Source organism: Paraburkholderia sejongensis, assembly GCF_020880815.1.
GTDB classification, from domain to species: Bacteria; Pseudomonadota; Gammaproteobacteria; order Burkholderiales; family Burkholderiaceae; genus Paraburkholderia; species Paraburkholderia sejongensis.
Genome location: NZ_JAJITD010000019.1, coordinates 81960 through 105174 on the forward strand (window position 1 = coordinate 81960; position 23215 = coordinate 105174).

Genomic DNA, 23215 nt, shown 5'->3' on the forward strand with positions numbered 1-23215 from the left:
CGCGGCGACCAGCGCGCGGGCCTAGCGCCGCGCGCCGGCCGCTGCGTTTGAAACGTCGTCGGGCGCGGCCGACGCACCCGCGCCGAGCGTGCGTTGCATCAGCGTGGTATCGATCCAGCGGCCGTGCTTGTAGCCGACCGCTTTCAGCGTGCCGGTCAATTCAAAGCCGAGTTGCGTATGCAGCGACAGCGAGCCGCCGCGGCCGCCGTCGGCGATCACCGCGACCATCTGGCGCCACGGTCCCTGCTCGCAGCGTTCGATCAGCGCTTGCAACAGCACGCGGCCGATCCCGCGGCCGCGATACGCGTCGTTCACGTAGATCGAATCTTCGATCGTGTTGCGATACGCGGCGCGCGGCCGATACGGCGTCGCGTAGCAATAGCCGGCGATCGCGCCGTCGATTTCCGCGACCATGTATGGCAGACCGTGACTGCGCACCGACGCGAGGCGGCCGCGCAGATCGTCGACGGACGGCGGGGTTTCTTCGAACGACGCGACGCCGTGGAGCACGTGGTGCGCGTAGATCGCCTGGATCGCGACGAGGTCGGCTTCGGTCGCGTCGCGGATGACCGGGCTGTTGGAGGTAACGCTAGTGACACTCATGCGGATGTCCTGCTGCGGCGGGAGGCGGTGGGTGAGGCGATTCGCGCCATCATGACATACCGGTTCGCGCGCCGTCAGATCCGGTCCCGAAAAAGCGCTCGTGACAAGCCGCGCGACTCGCGCGGTTGGCGCGGCTTAGACAGGACTCACACCGGACTCACACAGGACGTTGCGCGGGCGCTGTGCGCGCAAAGCGCCGCGCCCCCGCCACGCAGGCCACCACGACCACGGTCACGATAATCATCGACGCCGGCACCTGCTCGTGCAGCAGCACGCCGGCCAGTAGCAGTCCGAAGAACGGTTGCAGCAGTTGCAGTTGCCCGACTGCCGCGATGCCGCCCAGCGCGAGCCCGCGATACCAGAACACGAAACCGATCAGCATGCTGAACAGCGACACGTACGCGAGCCCCCACAGCGCGGCCGCGCCGACGCCGTCGAACGACGCGGGACGGGTCCACCAGGCGAGCGGCAGCATCAGCGGCAGCGACAGCACCAGCGCCCACGAAATCACCTGCCAGCCGCCCAGATGACGCGACAGCCGCGCGCCTTCCGCATAGCCGAGTCCGCAGACGATGATCGCCGCGAGCATCAGCGCGTCGCCGAGCGGCGACGCATCGATGCCGTGCCGCAACGCGAATGCGGCGACCGCGCTGCTGCCGAGCGCCGAGAACAGCCAGAACGCCGGTTGCGGCCGCTCACCGCCGCGCAGCACGCCGAAGATCGCGGTGGCGAGCGGCAGCAGGCCGATGAACACGACCGCATGCGCGGCGCTCACGTGGCGCAGCGCAAGCGCGGTCAGCAGCGGAAAGCCGACCACCACGCCGAGCGCGACGACCACCAGCGGCAACAAATCGCGCCGCTGCGGCCGTGTTTCGCGGAACACCAGCAACAGCAGCAGCCCGAGGATGCCGGCGATGGTCGCGCGCGCGACCGTCAGAAATATCGGATCGAGTCCCTGCACGGCGAGCCGGGTGGCCGGCAGCGAACCGCTGAAAATCAGTACGCCCGCGAAACCGCTGAGCCAGCCGTTGGTGGTCTTGTCCATCGCAAACATCCCGTGCGCTAAAAGATCTCGATGATGCTCGCCCGCGCGGAAAACGTTAAGCTACAGATCAGTACAGTTCGCACAAACTGTACCGAACAAGGAGCAGTACAGATGGCACCAAGCAGCGACAACGAGGTGGGGCCGGGCACGCGTGTCGGCCTCGTGATGGAACGTCTGCGCGAGCGCATCGCGAGCCGCGCGCTGATGCCGGGCGCACGCGTGCCGTCGATCCGCGCGATGACGGACGCGCTCGGCGTGTCGAAGTCGACCGTCGTGGAAGCTTATGACCGGCTGGTCGCGGAAGGGACGATCGTCGCACGGCGCGGCTCGGGTTTCTTCGTGTCCGGACATGCACCGCCGCTCGCGCTCGCCGATCTCGGCCCGCGCCTCGATCGCGAGGTCGATCCGCTGTGGCTCACGCGGCAATCGCTGGAAACCGGCTCGGCCGCGCTGAAACCCGGCTGCGGCTGGATGCCGGCGTCGTGGCTGCCGGAAGACGGAGTGCGCCGCGCGCTGCGCGCGGTGGCGCGCGATCCGCAGTCCTTGCTGGCCGACTATTCGAGTCCGGCCGGCTTGCCGGCGCTGCGCCAACAACTGACGTGGCGGCTCGCGCAGCACGGCGTCGACGCGCCGCCCGAGCAGATCGTGCTGTCCGACGGCGGCACCCACGCGCTCGATCTGGTGTGCCGCTTCCTGCTGGAGCCGGGCGATACCGTGCTGATCGACGATCCGTGTTACTTCAATTTCCAGGCGTTGCTGCGCGCGCACCGGGTGCGTATCGCAAGCGTGCCTTATACGCCGCAGGGGCCGGATCTCGCCGCGTTCGAGCGGGCGCTGCGCGAGCATCGGCCGCGGCTGTATGTGACCAATTCGGCGATCCACAATCCGACCGGCGCGACGCTCGCGCCGGCCGTCGCGCACCGGCTCCTGAAACTGGCGGGCGAGCACGACCTGCTGATCGTCGAGGACGATATCTTCGCGGATTTCGAGGACGAGCCCGCGCCGCGCCTCGCCGCGTTCGACGGCCTCGCGCGGGTGGTGTCGATCGGCAGTTTTTCGAAGACCTTGTCGGCGGCGGCGCGTTGCGGGTATATCGCCGCGCGGGGCGACTGGGTCGAGCCGTTGATCGATCTGAAGCTCGCGACCTCGTTCGGCAACGGTCAACTGACCGCGAGCGTCGTGCACCGGATGCTGGTCGACGGCACCTATCGGCGTCATCTCGAAGCGATGCGCGCAAAGCTTGCCGATGCGATGGGTGAGACGGTCAGGCGGCTCGGTTACGCGGGCCTCGGCATCTGGACGCTGCCGCGCGCGGGGCTGTTCGTGTGGGCGCGGCTGCCCGGCGGGCTCGATGCCGCCGAGGTCGCGCGTCATGCGCTCAGCGAGGGCGTGGTGTTCGCGCCGGGCAACGTGTTCAGCGCGTCGCAGGCGGCGGCCGGATTCCTGCGTTTTAACGTGTCGCAATGCAATCGGCCAAAGGTGTACGAGGCACTGCAACGCGCGATGGAGGCGAGCACGGTGGCCGGTGCGCATGAGCGCATTTGAGGCGCGCTCGATTCGCGTTTGAATCCCGCTTGACGCGCGCTTGGATCCCGTTTGACGCGCCCGCGCGTGCCGCCGCTTCACCGCGAGCGCCACGCGGCCGGCTACCGCTAGTGCGCTATTTGCACAGCAACAGCATCCGCTCCTGCTCCGAGCACGGCGTGCGCGGTTTCTGCGCGGCCTGCACGGCCGTCGCGTTCTGTGCGGTGCGGTTCGCGAGGCACGCGCGCAGATGTTTCTCGACCGGCGAGTAGTACTTCCAGCCGCGCACGAGAGTCGGCAGTTCGAGTTTCACCTGCTTCCATTTCGGGTGGCCGTGCTCCTGTAAATTGTCGAAGTTCGCGCACAACGAGTCGGCAAAATGATTCAGATTACTAACCGTGTCGCGCAGGCCGTAGTCGTAGGTAACCAGAAACGCCTTCACCGTCAGGCCGGGTACGTCTTCCTTGAGCCAGGTCGGATAGCTGCTTTGCCGGATCGTGGTCGGAAAATAGGTCTGTTTCGCGCGCGTGGTTTCCGCCGCGTTCGGGTCGACCGGCAGTAGCCGCAACTGCGACAGCAACTCGGGTTTCATCTGGGTGAACAGGTTCGCCGGCTGGCCGACCACGATGATCGCGACGTCGACCTTGTTGACGATCAGCGCGGCTAGCGCATCCTCGTTGCTCAGATGCTGGACGTTCTGTTCGGGAATCGGCTGGCCGAACATCAGTCGATAGAGCGTCGTCGCCGACTGCGCGGTGCCGCTGCCGAGCAGCCCGACGCTGATGTTTTTGCCCTTGATGTCGGCGAGCGTCTTGAGCGGCGAGTCCGCACGCACGACGACGTTAATTTCCTCGTCGTAGAGCGGCATGATCAGCCGCAATGGCCGGATGGTCGTGCCCGCATCGGGGTTGCCCGAGTTGGCCATGTCGATGAACGCCTGGTACACGTCCGACTGCACCAGCGCGAGCTTCACGTTCGGCTCGTAACGCATCCGCTGCACGTTTTCGGCCGAGCCTTTCGACGCCACTACTTCGAGATCGATGTTGACCGGCGGAGCCACCCATTTCGCCAGATCGTTGCCGATCTGGATATAGGTGCCGCGCTCGGGACCGGTGACGATCTTGTAGTGCGCCGGTTCGGCGCTCGCCGCCAGACCTGGAAGCAGTGCCGCCAGCGCCAGCCACCCCGCGAAAAGTCTCTTCAGCATGGTCTTTCTACCTATCGGTCAGGTTGATCCAGCTTCGCGCGCGGGTCGCACGCCAAGCACCAGAGATCCGGTTGCCATGTCATGTTCGAGCCGCTGTGAAGGTCGGTCCGTCTGTTGCCGCTCAGAAGACGCCCAATAATGTGCGGGGTAGAACAGACAGCGGCCGCTTGATTCGGTATGCGAATAGTTTCCCTCTGGCCAGGTCGCGCGATGCGCGTCCGCAGCGTCGCGTGAACCTTGAGGCGGCACCGTGTGCTGCCGAGGGTTCATGCGACAGGCGGGCGTGCCGGTTGCGGTCGACCCGGTTGCACGGGTGTTGTCCGGTCGCTGCCGGCGGTGGTTCGCCGGGCGCTTACGCGGCCGCGGCCGTCTGCTGTGGCGCGTGCGCGAGCGCTGCGCCCGGCGGCACTGCGCCCGGCGCCGCCGCATGCGGTGGCGTGAGCGGCGCCCAGCCGGTCTCGCGAATCACGCGTTCGAGTATGGTTTTTGCCGCATCGTTGCTGCTGTCGATCGCCAGTGCGTCGTTCGCGTGCTGACGCGCGCATGGCCACGATTGCTGCGCGACGCAGGTCTGCGCGGCCTGCAATGCGCGGTCGCGGCGCTCGACGAGCGGGCGCATCTGGCCGGCCAGATCGCGTGCGTCGCTGTTGCCGGGTTGCAGCGTCTGGACCACGGCGAGCGCGGCGAGCGCCTGCGAAAGGTCGTTCGCGTGGAACGCGGTGCGCGCGGCCTGCAGCGCTTGCGCGGCGTCGCGGTACTGCGGCGCGGGCCGCACGGTGGCCGCGGCGAGCGGCGGCGTGGGCGCGCCGGGTGCCGCGGGCGCGGCAGGTGCAGCCGGTGCCGCGGGGGCGACCGCAGCAAGCGGCGCCGCGGGCGCGACTCGCGCGATCGCGGCAGCAGGCGCGGCTGGCGTAGGCGCAGGTGCGGGCGCAGGCGCGGGCGCGGGCGGGGCGGCATTAGCGGCAGTCTGAGGCGCGGCGGTCGGCGCGGCAGCGGCGGGTGCAACCGGGCGGGGCGTCGCGGCCGCATGCGCGCCGAGCGCCTGCGCTGTGGTCGGCGCCGCCGCCAGCGGCGCGATGGTGCCGGCCGTGATGGAGCCGGTCGGCGCGGTGCCGGCGATTGGTCTGGGATCCTGAGTAATCTGCTCGACACCCTTGTCTTCTGATTCGCCGCCGACGCTAAATAGCGCATAAGCGACGTAGGCAACCACGCCCACGACGATCGCGCCTATCACGTACAGCACACGGCGGATCGTCTGCGCAGGGTTGCGCGGCGCATAGTACGGATCCTCGAACTCGGGGATCGTCGTTTCCGTAGTCGATACCAGCGCGGTGTGTCGGAGCGGCTGGCTGGGCAGCAGATCTTCGGTATGCAGCGCGGGCGTGGCCAGGCTTGCTGCGTCAGCGCTGCCGGGCGCGTCGTCGAAATGCGGCAGCGGCTTGTGCGTGGCACTCGCGCGGCTGCCGGGAATGCCGCTGCGGTGATGCGGATCCCATTCGAGCGGATGCGCGGTGCCGCAATACGGACATAAATCGACTTGCCGGTACAGCGCGCCGCCGCAGCGTTTGCAGGGTGTCGGAAAACTTTGGCCAGTTGCTGTCTGGGTAGACATGCCGTGGACCCACCTTTAGTAAACGATGCCATGAAGGCATGCTCCGGATCGTGTTGAGGCAGGAGCCTTGTCCGCGGAAATACGATCCACATGCGGGGAGAGTCTCGGAGACGTAAGTCTCGCCTACGTTGGTGAGGGTTCCAATATGTGGCGTTTCAAACAGAACGTCAATTGCCAGGGGCCCCTATGTTGTGTGCGCTAACGCACACTCTGGCGTATGAAGAAAGTCGGCGCGCGTGCGCAACGCATCGCGTGCCGCGAAGAAAATGGCCGTCAGAATGAAAACGAGGCCGACGCGTTGAGCGTGCGGCCTCGTTGCGGAGAGGGGCGTCGTGCGCGTGCATCAGTGACGTACATCACGGACGTACATTAAGCGCTTCCATCAGCGCCGCGCGCGCCTGTTTCGCCGACACTTTTTAGTGCTTGCGCAGCGGATGATCCTTCAGCAGCCACGCGAGAACGAACGCCAGCACCACCACGCAGGCGGCCGACAGATAAACCGTGTGCAGCGCGCCGGCGAACGCATGCAGATAGTCGCTGCGCAATGCTTCGGGTAACTGATGGATTGCCGTTGGCCCGAGCGCATGCGGCAGTTCGGTATCGGGTGGGATCAGTTTTTCGAGGCGGGCGCTCAACCCGTTTGAGAACACCGCGCCAAAGCCGGCCACGCCGATCGAACCGCCGATCGAGCGGAACAGTGTCACGCCCGAGGTGGCCACACCCATGTGTTTGAACTCGACGGTGTTTTGCACCGCAAGCACCAGCACCTGCATCACCATGCCCAGACCGCAGCCGAGCAGACCCATGTACAGATACATCACATGAACCGGCGTGTCGATCTGCAGGCGCGCGAGCAGCAGCATCGCCACCGACACGAGGAAGGTGCCGATGATCGGAAAAATCCGGTACTTGCCGATCTTGCTGATGATGCGTCCGGTCACCATCGACATGATGAACAGGCCGCCCATCATCGGCAGCATCTGCATGCCGGCATGTGACGGCGTGGAGTTTTTCACGACCTGCAGATAGAGCGGAATGAACGTCACCGAACCGAACAGCGATACGCCGATGATGAAGCTGGCCAGACTGCTGATCAGGAACGTGCGCTGTTTGAACAGTTCGAGCGGCATGATCGGTTCGGCCGCGGTGCGTTCCTCGTGAATGAAACCCCAGATCGACACGAGGCCGATGCCGAGCGTGAACCACAGTTGCGGCGAGGTCCACGGCAGGATCGTGCCGCCCTGGCTCGTAAACAGGATGATGCAGGTCAGCGCGCCGGCGAGAAACGCGGCGCCCATATAGTCGATCGTGTGCTTCACCTGCTGCACGCGCGGTTTGAACACCGCGCCGATCACCAGCAGCGACACGACGCCGAGCGGCAGGTTGATATAAAAGATCCAGCGCCATGTGAGGTGCTCGACGAGAAAGCCGCCGAGCAGCGGGCCGATCACCGTGGCCAGACCGAACACGCCGCCGAACACCCCCTGAAACCGGCCGCGCTCGGCGGGCGGAATCACGTCGGCGATCGCGGCCATCGTGACCACCAGCAGGCCGCCGCCACCGAGACCTTGCAGCGCGCGCAGCACGATCAGCTGGCTCATGTTCTGCGCGATCCCACACAGCGCGGAGCCGACGAGGAACACGACAATCGCGGTCTGCAGCACGATCTTGCGGCCGAACAGGTCGCCGAACTTGCCGTACAACGGCACGACGATCGTCGAGCTGAGCAGGTAGGCAGTCACGACCCACGACAGATTGTTGAGCCCGCCGAGTTCGCCGACGATGGTCGGCAGCGCGGTCGACACGATGGTCTGATCGAGTGCGGCGAGCAGCATGACGAGCAGCAGAGCCGGAAACAGCAGGCGCACCGGCGGATGCTCGGTGGCGGCCGGGACCGCCTGCCGATCCGGCTGGGCGGAGTCGACGGACGGGTTCGTGACGGGTTGATTCATGGTGACGACGCGTTGAAATTAATTAACGTGGCGATTAATATATGCGACATCGCCTCCAACGTCAAATTGAATGCAATGGCAAGGATTCCAGCAGACGGCCCCGCAGCGGCCACGCCCGCAACCACCCGCCGCCCGGGCCGGCCGAGCGGCGCCGCGCGCGGCCCCGAACAGCGCGCGCGCCTGCTCGACGCCGCGCTTACGCTGTTCGCCAGGCAGGGCATCTTCGAAACCTCGCTCGGCGAGATTGCCCGCGAGGCCGGCTTCACGCCGGCGATGATGCATTACTACTTCAAGAACCGCGATCAACTGCTGGACGTGCTGATCGACGAGCGTTTCATGCCGTTGCGCGAGAGCCTCGGCGTGCCGTTTCACGAGCATCCGGACGATCCGGTCGCGGCGATCACGCAGCTCACGCAGCGCCTGGTGCAGGTCGCGAGCGACAATCCGTGGTTCGCGTCGTTGTGGGTGCGCGAAGTGATCAGCGACGGCGGCCTGCTGCGCCAGCGCATGCACGAACGCTACGGCTACGCGAACCAGAAGGCGTCGCTGCTGGCGATCGCGCGCTGGCAGAAAGAAGGGCGCCTGAACGCAGCGCTGGAGCCCGCGCTCGTATTCGTCACGCTGCTCGGCATGACGATCCTGCCGCTCGCGACGTCGAAGCTGTGGCGCAACGATCCGGTCCGGCGCAACCTCGGCGCCGCCGACATCGCGCGGCATGCGGTTGCGCTGCTGGTGCAGGGGATCGGGCCGGCCGAGGGCAACTGAAGCCCCCCGATGCATCGGCAGCCCGAGGCCGTTTATCGGCCACACGTTCGCCGCTTCGCGCCAAACCGATGCGCATGCCACGAGCCGTGCCGCGAAGGCACGCCACATGCTACCTGTCCGGTTGAATGCGAGGCCGCGCAACCAGAAGCACTGCGTGGCATCGCGCGAACTACACGAAGGACAGAAAAGCTAGCCGGCGGGGAACGCGGTGCGAACGGGGTTCGCACGAACCGCGCCGGCGAGTCGGGTGCCGGCAATCGGTGAGCCGCGGAAAACTGCGGAAAGCAGACAGCACTATCGCGGCGGCTGCCGAAAGCCGTTTTTTTCATCGGCGTGCAATTTTGGCGCGTTACCGTGCGCACGCGTTGTACTCGGGACGGCTGTGAGCGATGCTTTAAAATCGCGGACCGCTCTGCAACTCGGCGTGCGAAATCGAGTCGGAATCATGGACAGCAACACCCTGGCCGCGCATCTGGGCGGCGAGCAGCAAAATGACAGTTTGGCCGGTTCGGATGTCCTGACCGGTTTCTCAGCGCAACAACAGAAACAGAAAATGAACGCAGCAATGAGGCTCGATCAAGCCACGATCGTGCTGGTGGAAGACGACCCGGACAGCCGGGAGTCGCTAACCCTGTTACTCGAGGCCGAAGGCGCGAACGTGTGCGCGGTGGCGGATGCCGAAGAGGGCGTCGAAGCCGCGATGCGGCTGTTGCCCGATGCCGTCGTCTGCGACCTCGATCTGCCGGCAATGGACGGCTTCTACCTGATCCAGAAACTGCGCGATCACGAGATTCGCGGCGATCACTCGCCGGCGGTGGCGGTGGCGCTCACCGGCCATACCGACGACGCATACCGTCTGCGCAGCATCGGCGAAGGCTTCCAGCATTTCATGACCAAACCCGCATTGCCCGAAGATCTCGTCACGTTGCTGCACGACGCGATCGACGCGCGCGGGGTGCGCTGAGTTTCGCGTTGCACGTCGCCGGTTAGCGGTTCGTCGCGGGTGTCGGGTATCGAGCGGTGCAGGCCGGTGCGCGGCGGGTCGGCCGCGGTTAGCTGCGGGTTAGCCTGGGGGTAGTTATTTCGTCGCTGTCGTAGCCGCCGGCGCGGCGGCAGCCGCTGCTTCAGCCGCCTGACAGGCCGCGCACAATCCCTTCAGTTCGATTTCATCGCTCGCGAGCCGGTAGCCCGCGTCCTCGATCTGTGCAACCAGCGCCTGGCGCAGCTTCGGCTGGTGCAGTTCGGTGACGCTGCCGCACTGCTGACACACGACGAGGATGCCGTGCTGACATTGCGTCAGGTCGTGACAGACGGTGAACGCATTGATCGACTCGATCCGGTGCACGAGTCCGGCCGAGAGCAGAAAGTCGAGCGCGCGGTACACGGTCGGCGGCGCCGACCCGGGATGGATCTGGCGCATTTCGTCAAGCAGCGAGTACGCCTTGGTCGCGCGGCCAGAGTTCAGCAGCAGTTCGAGCACTTTGCGGCGGATCGGCGTGAGCTTTTCGCCGCGTTCACGGCAATATTGCTCGGCGAGTGCGAGGGCGGCTTCCTGCGACGGGTCGTGCGCGTGCGCCTCATGGCTGTCGTGATGCGCATGAGCGGCATGCGCATCAATGGAGTGGGCGGAATGGGCAAGGTCGGCGGGCGAGGGCTGAGGGCCGGTCGCGGCGGGCTTGGGGGTCTTCATGCGTCGATTATAGAGGCCCGCGGGCCGCGCCGCCCCGGCGCACTTGCCCCACGGGACGGGCACCGGCAAACGCAACTGGCGGCTCGGCGCCCGCGCGGCCTCCCGATTGCGTTTATCAGGTCAGCGGAAAATCCACGTACTTCTTGAATCCCGAGCGCGTCGCGAGACGCGAATACCAGCGCTCGAGATTCGGCAGCGGCGGCCGTTCGATGCCATCGAGCCCGAACCAGCGCTTCGCATACGCGCCGATCACGATGTCGGCCAGCGTGAACTTCTCGCCTTCGAGAAAGAAGCGCCCCTGCAGATGCGTGTCGAGCAGACGCCACAGCGCGGTGACCGCTGTCACGTCGGCGGCGAGCTTGGTCGCGTCGCGCTCGGCGGCCGGCGTACGCACCAAGGCCCAGAACACCGGGCGTTCGGTCGGCTGCAATGTAGACAGCGACCAGTCGAGCCAGCGGTCGATACTCGCGCGCAGTTTGGGCTCGGCCGGATACAGCAGGCTCGATTCGCCGTATTGCATCGCCAGATAGCGCAGGATCGAGTTGGATTCCCACAGCACGAAGTCGTCGTCGACCAGCGTCGGAATCTTGCCGGTCGGGTTCATCGCGAGATAGTCGGGTTCGTTGTTGCGGCCGAATTGCAGGCCGGCGTCGATGCGGTCGAACGGCAGCACGAGTTCGTCGCAACACCACAAAATTTTCTGGACGTTGACCGAGTTGGTGCGTCCCCAGATCGTAATCATCCGGTCAATCCTTTCTCTTACGGTTGGCAAGCCGCGCAGCGCGCGCGGCGTTCAGCCGGTAACGATACACGATGCGCGTGCCGTTGCACTGATGCGAGTGCGCAGCGGCTCTTTCGAGCGACCTGCCGATGCGTACAATGACCGCACCCTGATTCGCACCGCCGGCTCGGGCACCCCAAACACACTGAGGCACCGCATGGCCCGCATTGTTCCCGACGACTGGAAGAGCCTCGAAGCGACCGGCGCGGCCGCGCGCGAACGCGAAACCCTCACGCTGCTCGAAAAGGCGCTGCCCGCCGATTACACGGTCTACCACGGCGTGCACTGGACGCGGCTGAACCAGAACTTCTCGGTGTTCGGCGAGGCCGATTTCGTGATTGTCAGTCCGGCGGGGCGGGTGATGATCGTCGAGCAGAAAACCGGCTTTTTGCGCGAGACGCCGAAGGGGCTGGTCAAGGTCTATCTGCAGACCGAACGCAACGTCGCGATTGCGCTTGCGCATACGATCGAAGGGTTGCACCGGCGCTTTACCGCGGCGTTCGGCGCGGGCACCTATTTCATCGAGGAGCTGCTGTACTGTCCCGATCACATCGTCAAGGACGCGGCGATCGCCGGCGTGAATCCGGCGCGCATCGTCGATGCGACGCGGCGCGAGCGGCTTGCCCCGGTGATCCGCGAAGCGTTGCCGGCCGACGAGCCGCGGCTTGCGTGCGCAGCGAAAATCCATCACTTCCTCGCCGACGAACTTGCGCTCACGCCCGATACCAGCGCGCTGGTCGGCCAGGCCGGCACGCTGGTCACGCGCCTCGCCGGAGGTCTGGCCACGTGGGCTCGCAGGCTCGAATTCGAACCGTTCCGTTTGCGCGTGATCGGCACGGCCGGCTCCGGCAAGACCCAGCTCGCGGTGCAGGTGATGAAGGATGCGGTCGCGCGCGGGGCGCGGCCGTTGTACGTGTGCTTTAACCGGCCGCTTGCCGATCACATCGCGCGGGTCGCGCCGCCCGAGGCGAAGGTTGCCAACTATCACCAGCTGTGCGACTGGGTCTTGCGCGATGCGGGCCGCGCGCCGGATTTCCAGGCCGCGCAGGTGTTCGAGCAACTGGAGCAGGGCTTCGCCGCGACGCCGCTCGGGCCGCACTGGCGGTTCGACGTGCTGATCGTCGATGAAGGGCAGGACTTCCAGCAGCCGTGGGTCGCCGCGCTCGAGCGGCTGCTGGTCCCCGGCGGCGCCTGGTGGTGGCTGGAGGATCCGCTGCAGAATCTGTACATGCGCGAGCCGGTCGCGCTGGCGGGCTGGACCACGCTGAAGGAAACCACTAATTACCGCAGTCCACGCGACATCCTCGACTATCTGCGCGAGGTGCTCGGGCCGTCGCTGCCGCTGGCCGCCGCGTTGAGCTCGGGCAGTCCGTTCGACGGCTCCGAGGTCTCGCTATCCGTGTACGACGACGCGCAGGCGCCGGAAAGCGCGGTGGATGCGACCAAGCGCGCGATCACCCAGGCGCTGTCGCTCGGCTTTCGCAAACAGGACATCGCGGTGCTGTCGTTTCGCGGCAGAGAGGGTTCGGCGCTCACGGCGCTCGACCATCTCGGGCCGCATCGGCTGCGCAGTTTCACCGGCAAATACGATCTGTTCGGCAATCCCGAGTATCGCGACGGCGACGTGCTGTTCGAGTCGATCTATCGCTTCAAGGGGCAGGCGGTGCCGTGCGTGATCTTCACCGAGATCGACTTCGACGCGTTCGACGAGCGCATCGCCCGCAAGCTGTTCGTCGGCGCGACGCGCGCTACGATGAAGCTGATCGTGGTCGCGTCGCAGCGGGCCGCGCGGCATTTGCCGCGAAGCGGGGGCGGCGACGCGTAATTACGATGCTGACTCAGTTCCACGCCCGCCCGCTCACAAGCATCCCAGTGCGCGTCAGCGCATCCCACCAGATCACCCGCAACAGCGGCGCCTGCTGCGCGATCAGCAGCGCCTGCACCGGCTCGCTTTCGACAAAGTGCGTCACCCCCGCGCGCAACGCCGCGCTCGCCTTGTGCGCAGCCGCGCCGGCCGGGCTGTCGTCGTGCGTGCCGGGCGCGCGCATCACCAGTTGCAGATGACCGAAGCCGTGGCGCGCGAGCCATGCCTCGGTACGCGCGCGATCCATCTCGGGGCGCCCGGTGATGATCGTGCGCACGCGCTGCAGGTCGATGCCGGGCAGCACCTCGAACGGCAGCAGCGCATCGCGTTCGGCCAGCGCCGCCAGCAGGTCCTCGTCGTAACGCGCGAGCGGCACGTCGGGCAGCAGGATGCCGTCAAGATCGATCGCGTAGGCCGCGTAGTCGTGATCGTCGGCCATCGCGGGTGCGGCGCCGGCTTCGACGCGCGCCCAGTCGTCGCGGTACTGCTCGGTGTACGCCTGGCGCTCCCACGGAAACAGCGCGAAGTAGCCGCGCGCGTCGATTGCGTAGTCGGGCTGCGTGCGGCTCAGCTCGTCGACCGCGCCGGTCAGCGTTTTGACTTGCAGGCCCTGCGCGCGCAGAAACGCAATGCAATCGACCAGCGTGAAACCGCGTCCGGCGATGTCCTCGCACAGCAGCACTTTCGAGCCGGCCGGCGGAACCGGCAGCGTCGAGTCCCACGCGACCGCGCGGGTGCCGCGGTCGTAGCGCAGAAACGCGACTGGCGTGCCGACCGCGTGCGAGACCATCAGCGCGAGCGGTGCGCCGCCGCGCAGAATGCCGAGCGCCAGCGTGAATTGCTCGGCGAGCAACGTGGGTTGCAGCGATTCGATCCAGTGATCGAGCTGTTCGTACGTCAGAGGCAGGACCGGCTTGTTCATGACTATCGGGGCGCGAGCTCGCGCGAGGGATGGCGGATGGGCGCGGGGAGGCGGGCGGCGCGAGTCTGACGTGCCGGCGCGACGGCGCGCAGCCGCGCTTTTGAGACAGCGGATTTTGGCGATATTATGCATGCGGGTCAAAGGTCGCGTGTCGGGGTGGCATGCGTTTGACCGCGCGGCACGACGCGGCCTACCGCGGCGGCGTCGCGCATCAGCGCCGCCGGTGAGCCGGTCCCGCGAATCAACCAGAAACGGATAACAAAATAGATGGCCAACGTGATTGCAACGCTGCGTGGCAGAGCAGATGGAACTGGCGCTCCCGGACGGGCGCGCTGGCTGGTGGGACTGATGCTCGCGCTGGCCGCGTGCTGTGCGTACGCGCAGCAGAGCCCGGCGTTGTCGCTCGACGTGGAAGGCAAGATCGCCAACACCAACGACGCCGCACACCGCGTCTATCACTTCAACGAGGCCCAACTGCTCGCCTTGCCGACCCATACGATCACGACCGCGACCACCTGGACGCCGCGCTCGACCTTTACCGGCCCGCTGCTGGCGGACATTCTGAAGGCGGTCGGCGCGTCCGGCACCGAGATCGAATTTCGCACCTTCGACGACTACACGTACACGGTGCCGGTCTCGGATTGCGCGCGCTACGGCGTGATCGTCGCGTACGCGATGAACGGCCAGCGTCTGAAACTCAGCGACTTCGGGCCGCTGTTCCTCATTTACCCGCGCGACGCGTTTCCCGACGAACTGAAGGGCGCGCTCGGCGATTCGAAATTCGTATGGCAGATCAAGGCCCTCGTCGTCAGATAGCGCAGCGCTCGTGGCGGCGGTTCATGCACGTGCTGATCTGGCTGACCGCGCTGGCGGCGCCGGCCGGCGCGATCGGCTACCTGCTGTACGCGAACCTGCTCAATCCGCGCGCGACCCAGCAGCTGACCGGCACCTACGACGGCTTCTACTGGGATGCCGCGCAGTTGCAGATCGCCTACGCGCGCTTCGAAAACCAGCTGCTGCTGTATCAGTCCGGCTCCGACGACGACTACCAGCGGCTGCAGCTGCGTTTCCAGTTGCTGCAATCGAAGCTGCACGTGATGGCCGGTTCGACGCACCGGCTGTCCGCGGAACTCGCGCTGCTGCAACGGCAGCTCGACGAGATCACCGCGCTCGATCATCTGCTCGACGCGGTCCAGCCGGAGCTCGACGCGCTGGAGCATGACCGGCGCGGCGCGACGCGGATCGTCCGGCAGATGCACGAGCACTGGAACGAGGTCAACGATCTCGCGCTGTCGCGCCGTTTCGCCGACGTCGCCGACCGCGAGGCGATGAACCGCGATTTCATCGACAAGCGGCGGATGCTGTTCGCCGGCGGCCTGTTGCTGTTGCTGTTGTCGGCGGCGGCGACGCTGCTGCTGGTGCTGAACGGCCGGCGCCGCGCCCGGCTCATGCGTCAGCAGCGCGCGGCGCTCGACGCCGAGCATCAGGCAAGCCGCGCCGCGCGCGAAGCGGCGCTCGCGAAGGATGCGTTTCTCGGCATGATCAGCCACGAGCTGCGCACGCCGTTGCACGCGATCGTGTCGTCGGTCGAACTGCTCGGCTTTAATTACCACTCCGAGGCCGACCGCAAGGTGATCCAGCGGCTCGAAACCGCCGCGCGTCATCTCGAAGCGCAGATGAAGGACCTGACCGACTATGCGCGGCTCGGCGCCGGCAAGCTCGAATTGCGGCACCAGCATTTCGAGCCGCGCGAGTTGCTGGCGTCGATCGTCGACGAACACGCGATGTCCGCCGAGGCCCGCGGCCTGACGCTCGAAAGCGCGGCGAGCGGCGCCGCAGGCCTCGTCGAGTCGGACCCGCACCGGATCCGCCAGATCGTCAACAACCTCGTCACCAACGCGATCCGCTACACCGAAACCGGCGGCGTGCGGGTCGAGTTGCGGCAGCAGCCGGCGCTGCTGGTGTTCGTCGTCAGCGACACCGGGCCGGGCGTGCCGCTCGCGCAGATTCCGCGGATCTTCGAAGAGTTCACGCAACTCGACGCGTCGCGCACGCGCCGCTTCGAAGGCGCGGGGATGGGACTGGCGATCGTGCAGGGGCTCGTCAAGCTGTTCGGCGGCACGGTCGATGTCGCGAGCACGCCGGGCAAGGGCACGACCTTCACGGTGAGCATTCCGGTGGTGCCGGTCGCGACCGTCGAGCCGCTCGGCGAAGAGGCGCAGGCGCGGCCGGACGGCGCGCGGCCGTGCGTGCTGATCGTCGACGACAACCGGCTGATTCGCGAGTCGCTCGGCGAGATGGCCGAGCACATGGGCTACGACGCGTATGCGCTCGGCAACGCCGACGACGCGCTCGCGTGGCTCGACACCCACCGCTGCGACGTGGTACTGCTCGATCTGCATATGCCGGAGCGCGACGGCTACACGTTTCTCGCGGACTTCGCGACGCGCGGCGGACCGTCGGCGGGCGTGCCGGTGATCGTGGTCAGCGCGTACGCGCCGGAACTCGTGCGCGAAGGGCAGAGCGATGCGCCGCCGTTCTTCGAGACGTTATTAAAGCCGGTGCATTACGAGGATCTGAAGCACGCGCTGCAGCGGGCGCTGGCAGCGCGGCGCAAGGAGTGACGGCGCAAGGAGTGAAGGCAGTTGCGCAGGCAGTGACATCGCCCGCCGGCCTCACGGCCGGTTCAGACGTTTCGACAGATCGGCGACCAGAATCGCCATGCGCGCGGGCTTCTCGTAACAGGCGACGTTGTAATCGCGGATGACCTGGCTGATCTCCGATTCGCTGGCCTTGCCGGTCAGCAGCTCGCCGGTCAGCACGAAGATCGGCGCATCCGGGTTTTCCGACCCGCGCACCGCGCGGATCGCCGCCGCCGAGGTCTGCGTGCCGAACAGCCAGTCGACGATCACGCCGTCGAACACCTGAGTCTGCAATTGCTCGGTGAAGGCCGCGAGCCCATAGATCGCCACCGCGGTGAAGCCGCTGCGCTCCAGATAGTCGCGCAGATTGTCGGCGCTCGCGCGATCGTCGTCGACGACCGCGATGGTCGGCTTGTCGGTCTCGGCGCGGCGCGGATAGATCTCGATCTTGTGGACCTCGTAGGCACTCTGGTACAGCGTGCCGTCGTGCCGCGCGACCCGCCACTGACCGAGCCGCGAATAGGCGACGAACTCCGGCCGGCTGCCGGGCTCGAGCGCGGCGCCGACCCACGCGGTGCAGGCCAGTTCCGTAGCGCCGATGCAGAACAGCGCCTCCTGGGCCACCGCGCCGACCACGCCCGGATCGAGCGATTGCGCGCCGAACAGCTGCGCCGCCGGTTCGTCGAATACTTCGGCGACTTTCTTGATCTGCGACAGGGTCCACGGGCTATTGCCGCGCAGTTTGCGGTGCCCTTGGGAAAAACTCAGGTCGAGGATCCGGCATAGCTCCGTGGTCTGCTGGCGTTTGCCGATTCCATGCCGGCTCATCAACTCGCGCACGCGCTCGGCAACCGCGATGGAGTCGGGTGAGTGTGTTTCGTTGGCCATACTGCTTGAGAATCCGCCGTCTTAAAGGGTACAGGGGGAGCGCGTTCGACAGGCGCCGCCGTCCGCGCGCGGGTAGTGCGCAAGGGTCGGCTACGCCGGGGTCAGCCAATTTACCGTAAAAAAATTCACAATTTGTGATTTTGTCAGGCCGCCCGCCGGGTCGCCGATTGCAGGCGACGCAACGGTCCACGCCCACGTTTTTATGCATTACGCATGAACGTATTTTACCGGCGAAACGCTGACGAAACGGTAGGGATTGCGCGTAAGGAGTCGCGCGGCTTCAGTTGGCCGGCATGGCGTCGAGTTTGCGCGCCGCGTTCTTCAACCCTTTGAGAATCCGTTCCGCGACTTTCGACGGAAAGCGATCGGGCAATGCCGCCGCGACCCGGTCGATCACGCCGGGCGTCTGTTCGATCAGCCGCTGGATCAGCGGCTCGGCGTCGTCGCCGTACGAGCACTTGAGCGCCATCGCGTTGAAATGCCGCCGCTGCACGTCGCGAAACGCGTCGTGCTTGCTGCGCGACCACAGGCCCATCGCGAGGCGCGCCTTGTACCACGACCACTGATTCGGACCGTTGCCTTCGACCGGCCAGATCGACATCACGTCGTAGAGCGGCGTGAGCCGGAACTGGCCGCGCGCGAGCAGGCGGATGCTGAAGTTCTTCGCGTGGCCATCCGGTGCGGCGAGCATCCAGAACAGGATCTGGCTGGCGAGCAGGGTTTCGAGGTCGCGCCGCGCATCGACCGATTGCTGCAGGATCCGCGCGAGCTCGCGGATTCCCGGGCCGCCCTGGTTTTCGTACTTGCGATGCGACGGCACGCCATACACCTGGCAAAAGTCCTCCTGCGGCAGACGCAGCAGCCAGTTGCCGCTCGAATGCAGCTGGCGGTCGAAGCGCTCGACCGCCAGCACGCGCTGCTTGCCGAAGCTGAGCACCTCGGTGTTGGCGACCGGCAAGCCGTACTCGCGCAGAATCCGCAGACACAGCCATTCGTTCTCGACCGACGTGCTCAAATCCGTGAGCCGGTTGCCGACGAGGCCGAGCGGCAGCTTGAAGATGTGGGTGGTCGGCGTGGCGCCGTGCGGCCGTTGCCAGCGACCGTCGTGCCACAGCAGCGCGGTCTTTTCCTGCGCGCCGGCGAGCGAGATGCGGAAGTCGTCGGGTTGATCGGGCGCGCCGAGCGTCGGATTGGTCACCGTCTGGGCCAGCAGCAGCTCGATTTCGTCGTCGGTGAGCGGGGTGCCCTCGATCCGGTCGACCCCGCTCGGCACGTCGTCTTCGGCAAGCAGCTGGACCGCGCCGACGCAGTCGCGGCCGATCGCCTGCAGCAGATCGAAGGCGTCGAGCGTCTCGGTCTGGTAGCGTGCCGCGATGCGTCTGCGGATCGCCTCGCTGTCGGGCAGCAGGTTGTCGAAGTAGTTGAGGACGTGCGGCCCTTTGTGCGCGCGGTTGCCGGGCATGAACTGCAACGACAGTGACAGCGGCCGCCCGGCGGGCGACGCGACCCAACCGGCTTCGTAGACGAATTCCATCGGGCCGCGCGTGGGCAGGCGCCAGAGCCCGACGCGTTCGCCGTTGGCCCAGACCGACAGGGCGCGGGAGTGAGTGGGCCGCGCCATCTCACCACTCGGTCGCGGCCGGGGTTTCGGCGGGCGGCGGCGGGTCCTGGTCCTGGTCCTGAACCTGCAGCCGCAGACCGTAGACGCCGCACAGCGCCAGCAGCTGCGCGACGGTCACGGTGCTGGCGTCGGACTCGAACGCGGAGATGCGGCTCTGGCTGACGCCGATCCGCGCGGCCGCTTCGGCCTGCGTGAAGCCGGCCTCGCGCCGGCTGGCCGACAGCAGTTGGGCCAGTTGGGCCGGTGTCGCAATGAAACTGAGCATGGCGGATTATCTGCGATACGAATAAATGCATTATATTCGCGATATGAATATTTGGCAAATATTCGTGTGGTGAATAAACGGCAAATATTCGCTTTAAGAATAAATGGTGTCGCATCGACCATTCCGCTGTATCGCCCGCGCAGCGCGGGTTTGCGCGCCGCGAGGTGTTCGGTCTCGCGCGCGGCATTGCGAACAACGCGTGCGCCTGCGAAGATGACGCCCACTTTCCGTCACCCGTTCCGTCATGACCACGACTTACCCGCTGCATTCGAACTTCACCCGCGCCGACCAGCCGTTTCCGACCCATGCCGACGTCGTGATCGCCGGCGCCGGCATCATGGGTTGCGCGGCCGCCTGGTATCTGGCGCGCCGCGGTCTGTCGGTGGTGGTGCTCGACAAGTCGCGGATCGCCGGGCAGCAGTCGTCGCGCGCTTGGGGCTTCGTGCGTCAGCAGGGCCGTGAAGCCGCCGAAGTGCCGCTGATGATGGCGAGCATTCCATTATGGAAAGAGCTCGAGCGCGAGCTGAATTTCGATCTCGAGTGGCGCCAGGGCGGCTGTCTGTATGTCGCGTCCAATGAAGAGGACTGGGCGTCGTTCCAGCAATGGCTCGAGGTCGCGCGTCAATACGGGCTCGACACGCGCACGCTCGAGCGCAAGCAGATCGATACGGTCGTGACCGGGATGCATGGCCCCGCGCTCGGCGGCCTCTACACGCCGAGCGACGGCCAGGCCGAACCGCGCCGCGTCGCCGCGGCATTCGCGGCCCGGGCCGCCGAAGCCGGCGCGCTGTTTTTCGAAGGCTGCGGCGTGGTCGGGGTCGAACGGGCGGGCGGCGCGATTGCCGGTGTGGTGACCGAGCGCGGCACCGTGCGCACCTCGCGCTTTATCTGCGTGGCCGGCGCGAGCAGCTGGCGGCTGCTTAGAACGCTCGGGCTCGAACTGCCGCAGCAGGCGGTGCGCGGCACCTGCATGCGCACCAATGCGTTGCCGCCGATTACCGCATCGACGTTCTGGGGGCACGGGCTCGGCATCCGCCAGCGCGCGGACGGCGCGATCAATCTCGCCGACGACATGCAGGTCGACGTCGACATGACGCTCGGCCACTTGCGCGCGCTCAAATGGTTTTTGCCCGAGCTGTGGAAGCAGCGCGAGAAATTCAGCTTCCATCTGAACGGCGCGTGCCTGCGCGATTTGCGCGAGCGTTTGCCGGGCGGTGTGCCCGACGTCGAGCGCGTGCTGGCTCCGCGCGATCCGCAGCCGCAGCCGAACGCGGGCCATGCGCCGCGCGCGCTGCAAAAGTTGCGGGCGCTGTTTCCGGCGTTGCGCGACGCGCAGGTCGTCGAGGCGTGGGCCGGGCTGATCGACGTGCTGCCGGACGGCATTCCGGTGATCGACGCGCCGTCGCAGGTTCCCGGTCTGACGATCGCGACCGGCTTCTGCGGCCACGGTTTCGCGATGGGGCCGATCGTCGGCAAGCTGCTCGCGGAACTGAACGATGGCGGCCAGGCGTCGCTCGATCTGTCGGCGTTCCGCTTGCAGCGCTTCTTCGACGGCACGATGCAGCGGCCGCGCAGCATGCTGTAACGCCGCGCTTCACGCTGATCTCATCTATAGCGCTAAAAACCACCGCGACCACCGTACCCACCATGACCGAACCCGCACTGCGCCACGCCGATGTTCCGTATTACACGCAATGGGGCAGCCCCGAGTGGGTGCGCGAAATCGTTGAATTGCAGCGCGACCCGTGCGGCGATCCGCACTGGCAACGCAGCGGTTTCGCCGACCCCGAGCACTACCGCTTCTGGGCGAAACGGCTGTGCGGGCTCACCTGCCTGGAATCGGTACTCGACTACTGGCGCATCGCGCACGCGCCGCGCGCCGCGTTGCTCGACGACGCGTTGCGGCACGGCGTGTACCGGTTGCGCGACGACGGCGGCGTCGATGGGCTGATCTACCGGCCGTTCGCCGGGTGGGTCGGCGGCGCGTTCGGGCTGCGGGTCGGGGTGCTGCCGCAGGTCTCGATCGAGGACATCGCCGCGCAGCTCTCGGCCGACACCTTCGCGATCGTGTCGGTGAGCTCGGAGATCCGCTATCCGGAGCGGCTGAACCGGCGCCGCGGCGGTCATCTGATCCTGCTGCACGGCCGCGATCGCGACGGCGTGTGGTTTCACAATCCGTCGGGTATCGCGCCGTATCAGGCCGACGCGTATCTGCCGTTCGCGACGATCGAGCGTTTCTATGCGGGGCGTGGGATGACGCTGAGCCGGGGCGCGCGATAACGGGCGAGACCGCGTGCCGGGGCAGGCCTGTTTTGTGCTACCCGCCGAGCATCGTTATTCGACCCCACGGAGCTGCGATGAATCGACGTTTATGTCTGCTTGCCGCCGGCCTTGTCGCGCTGGGCGCCACTGGCTCAGCCGCCGCGGCGAGCCGCGACGAACAGGCCCATGCCTGCCGCGGCGACGCGATGCACTTTTGCGCCGCGGAAATTCCCAACGAAGAGAAGATCACCGCCTGTATGAAGCAGCATATCGACGAACTGAGTCCGGCTTGCCGGGCGATGTTCAAGACGGGCAAGAAGGACGAGCGCAAAGCCGCGAAGTAAAACGGCGCGCGACTGGCGGTTTTATTTCCGCTCGGTTACGGTGGCGCATACCGACATCAACCGAGCATTGGACCGTCCTGCCCATGAGCCGCCCGACCACGCAGATTTTCGACGCCGCCGCCAGCGCGCGCCTGATGCCGTATGCCGCTCTCGTCGACGCGCTGAAGCGCGCGAGCATCGATTACGCGCAGCAGCGCATCGTCAGTCCCGAGCGGCTCGTCGTACCGCTGAACGCCGGCGGCATCATGCTGTCTATGCCCGCGACCGCGCCCGACCTCGCGATTCACAAACTCGTCAACGTCTGCGCGAGCAATGGCGCGCGCAATCTGCCGACGATTCACGGCCAGGTGATGGCCTGCGACGCCGACACCGGCGAGACGTTGTACGTACTGGACGGCCCGACGGTGACCGGGCGCCGGACCGCGGCGATGTCGATGCTCGGCATCGCGACGTTCGGCGCGCGCGCGCCGCGCGAATTTTTGCTGATCGGCACCGGCACCCAGGCGCTCAATCATCTCGAAGCGATCGGCGAACTGTATCCGGACGCGCGCGTATGGGTAAAGGGCAGTGCGCCGGCACGTGCCGACGCGTTCTGCGCCGCGCAGCGCGGCAAGGTGCGCGAACTACGGCCGCTCGCGCCCGAACTCGCGGCGCTGCCCGAGTCGATCGATGTCGTGATCGCGCTGACCACCAGCCGGCAGCCGGTCTACGACGAAGCGGCGCGCGCCGGGCGGCTCGTGATCGGCGTCGGCGCGTTCACGCCCGAGATGGTCGAGATCGGCGCGAGCACGCTCGCCGGCAGCGCGTTGTTCGTCGACGATCCGGCCGGCGCGAAGCACGAGGCCGGCGATTTCATTCAGGCCGGCGTGGACTGGGCACGGGTCGGTGGGATCGCAGCCGTGTTGCAGAACGCGCAGACGCTGCCGGCGGGACCGGTGGTGTTCAAGAGCGTCGGCTGCGCGGCGTGGGATCTCGCCGCGTGCCGGGTCGCGCGCGCGGCGTTGGCGGGTAAGTAATACATTAAATGAGGCGCCGGGTAAGGTAGTGAATAAGGATTGACGCGCGCCGCCGAAACCGTAAAAGTCCCTTAAAAACAGGCCTCTGCCGCGCGGTGTTGGCATCTTGCGCCAAGCTGCGGCAGATGTTGCCGTGCAAACTATCTCAAAACGTTGCACCATAGGCGTTTGCCGGAAAAAGCGCCACGTGGACGAGTGCCGTTGACCCGTTC

21 protein-coding genes are annotated in these 23215 nt (G+C 66.6%); 10 read left to right on the top strand and 11 right to left on the bottom strand.

Annotated features, from left to right (window positions below):
* Window positions 1–21: 21 nt before the first annotated feature.
* Entirely contained in the window at window positions 22–603 is a 582-nt protein-coding gene (locus LJ656_RS28960) for a GNAT family N-acetyltransferase (RefSeq protein WP_230512914.1), read from the bottom strand.
* A 157-nt stretch (window positions 604–760) separates the two neighbouring features.
* Window positions 761–1648, bottom strand: a complete 888-nt coding sequence (locus tag LJ656_RS28965; RefSeq protein ID WP_230512915.1) for a DMT family transporter — start codon at window positions 1646–1648, stop codon at window positions 761–763.
* A 111-nt stretch (window positions 1649–1759) separates the two neighbouring features.
* Between LJ656_RS28965 and LJ656_RS28970 the strand changes: the two genes are divergently transcribed.
* On the top strand, window positions 1760–3193 hold the full coding sequence (locus LJ656_RS28970) for an aminotransferase-like domain-containing protein (RefSeq protein ID WP_230512916.1): 1434 nt from the start codon (window positions 1760–1762) through the stop codon (window positions 3191–3193).
* Between the two features lie 115 nt (window positions 3194–3308).
* Here LJ656_RS28970 and LJ656_RS28975 read toward each other — a convergent pair whose 3' ends face one another.
* The 3 genes from LJ656_RS28975 to LJ656_RS28985 all read right to left on the bottom strand — a co-directional run bounded on the left by LJ656_RS28975 (window position 3309) and on the right by LJ656_RS28985 (window position 7943).
* Window positions 3309–4379: a TAXI family TRAP transporter solute-binding subunit gene (locus tag LJ656_RS28975; RefSeq protein WP_230512917.1), complete on the bottom strand. Its 1071-nt coding sequence runs from the start codon at window positions 4377–4379 to the stop codon at window positions 3309–3311.
* Window positions 4380–4731: 352 nt separating this feature from the next.
* Complete coding sequence (locus LJ656_RS28980) at window positions 4732–5991, bottom strand: hypothetical protein (RefSeq protein ID WP_230512918.1); 1260 nt, start codon at window positions 5989–5991, stop codon at window positions 4732–4734.
* A 416-nt stretch (window positions 5992–6407) separates the two neighbouring features.
* On the bottom strand, window positions 6408–7943 hold the full coding sequence (locus tag LJ656_RS28985; protein ID WP_230512919.1) for an MDR family MFS transporter: 1536 nt from the start codon (window positions 7941–7943) through the stop codon (window positions 6408–6410).
* Window positions 7944–8018: 75 nt separating this feature from the next.
* On the opposite strand from LJ656_RS28985, the gene LJ656_RS28990 reads away from it, so the two are divergent.
* A complete protein-coding gene (locus LJ656_RS28990; protein ID WP_230512920.1) occupies window positions 8019–8708 on the top strand; it encodes a TetR/AcrR family transcriptional regulator in 690 nt (229 codons plus the stop codon).
* A gap of 445 nt (window positions 8709–9153) precedes the next feature.
* Window positions 9154–9672, top strand: a complete 519-nt coding sequence (locus tag LJ656_RS28995) for a response regulator (protein WP_230512921.1) — start codon at window positions 9154–9156, stop codon at window positions 9670–9672.
* A gap of 114 nt (window positions 9673–9786) precedes the next feature.
* On the opposite strand, the gene LJ656_RS29000 is transcribed toward LJ656_RS28995, so the two are convergent.
* Both LJ656_RS29000 and LJ656_RS29005 read right to left on the bottom strand, forming a co-directional pair.
* Window positions 9787–10398, bottom strand: coding sequence for a Fur family transcriptional regulator (locus tag LJ656_RS29000; protein ID WP_230512966.1), 612 nt, complete (start codon window positions 10396–10398; stop codon window positions 9787–9789).
* A 115-nt stretch (window positions 10399–10513) separates the two neighbouring features.
* Window positions 10514–11140 carry a glutathione S-transferase family protein gene (locus tag LJ656_RS29005; RefSeq protein ID WP_230512922.1) on the bottom strand — a complete coding sequence of 209 codons (627 nt, stop codon included), beginning with the start codon at window positions 11138–11140 and terminating at the stop codon, window positions 10514–10516.
* Between the two features lie 196 nt (window positions 11141–11336).
* Between LJ656_RS29005 and LJ656_RS29010 the strand changes: the two genes are divergently transcribed.
* Window positions 11337–13004 (top strand): ATP-binding domain-containing protein, encoded by a 1668-nt coding sequence (locus LJ656_RS29010; protein ID WP_230512923.1) that lies wholly within the window; start codon window positions 11337–11339, stop codon window positions 13002–13004.
* Window positions 13005–13017: 13 nt separating this feature from the next.
* On the opposite strand, the gene LJ656_RS29015 is transcribed toward LJ656_RS29010, so the two are convergent.
* Window positions 13018–13965: a phosphoribosyltransferase gene (locus tag LJ656_RS29015; protein WP_230512924.1), complete on the bottom strand. Its 948-nt coding sequence runs from the start codon at window positions 13963–13965 to the stop codon at window positions 13018–13020.
* Between the two features lie 267 nt (window positions 13966–14232).
* Here LJ656_RS29015 and LJ656_RS29020 point away from each other — a divergent pair, with 267 nt between their 5' ends.
* Window positions 14233–14781 (top strand): putative pterin-binding protein, encoded by a 549-nt coding sequence (locus LJ656_RS29020; RefSeq protein WP_230512925.1) that lies wholly within the window; start codon window positions 14233–14235, stop codon window positions 14779–14781.
* Complete coding sequence (locus tag LJ656_RS29025; protein WP_230512926.1) at window positions 14751–16589, top strand: ATP-binding response regulator; 1839 nt, start codon at window positions 14751–14753, stop codon at window positions 16587–16589. The genes LJ656_RS29020 and LJ656_RS29025 overlap by 31 nt, the downstream gene beginning before the upstream one ends.
* A 51-nt stretch (window positions 16590–16640) precedes the next feature.
* Here the strand turns inward: LJ656_RS29025 and LJ656_RS29030 are convergent, their stop codons facing one another.
* The 3 genes from LJ656_RS29030 to LJ656_RS29040 all read right to left on the bottom strand — a co-directional run bounded on the left by LJ656_RS29030 (window position 16641) and on the right by LJ656_RS29040 (window position 19381).
* Complete coding sequence (locus tag LJ656_RS29030) at window positions 16641–17495, bottom strand: helix-turn-helix domain-containing protein (RefSeq protein ID WP_230512927.1); 855 nt, start codon at window positions 17493–17495, stop codon at window positions 16641–16643.
* A 280-nt stretch (window positions 17496–17775) separates the two neighbouring features.
* A complete protein-coding gene (locus LJ656_RS29035; protein ID WP_230512928.1) occupies window positions 17776–19116 on the bottom strand; it encodes a type II toxin-antitoxin system HipA family toxin in 1341 nt (446 codons plus the stop codon).
* Window position 19117: 1 nt separating this feature from the next.
* Window positions 19118–19381 (bottom strand): helix-turn-helix domain-containing protein, encoded by a 264-nt coding sequence (locus LJ656_RS29040; protein ID WP_230512929.1) that lies wholly within the window; start codon window positions 19379–19381, stop codon window positions 19118–19120.
* A gap of 244 nt (window positions 19382–19625) precedes the next feature.
* Here LJ656_RS29040 and LJ656_RS29045 point away from each other — a divergent pair, with 244 nt between their 5' ends.
* The 4 genes from LJ656_RS29045 to lhpI all read left to right on the top strand — a co-directional run bounded on the left by LJ656_RS29045 (window position 19626) and on the right by lhpI (window position 23003).
* A complete protein-coding gene (locus tag LJ656_RS29045; protein WP_230512930.1) occupies window positions 19626–20966 on the top strand; it encodes an NAD(P)/FAD-dependent oxidoreductase in 1341 nt (446 codons plus the stop codon).
* Between the two features lie 62 nt (window positions 20967–21028).
* Entirely contained in the window at window positions 21029–21661 is a 633-nt protein-coding gene (locus LJ656_RS29050) for a C39 family peptidase (protein WP_230512931.1), read from the top strand.
* A gap of 77 nt (window positions 21662–21738) precedes the next feature.
* Window positions 21739–21987, top strand: a complete 249-nt coding sequence (locus LJ656_RS29055) for a hypothetical protein (protein ID WP_230512932.1) — start codon at window positions 21739–21741, stop codon at window positions 21985–21987.
* Between the two features lie 83 nt (window positions 21988–22070).
* Window positions 22071–23003, top strand: a complete 933-nt coding sequence (gene lhpI / locus LJ656_RS29060) for a bifunctional Delta(1)-pyrroline-2-carboxylate/Delta(1)-piperideine-2-carboxylate reductase (RefSeq protein ID WP_230512933.1) — start codon at window positions 22071–22073, stop codon at window positions 23001–23003.
* Window positions 23004–23215 lie beyond the last annotated feature (212 nt).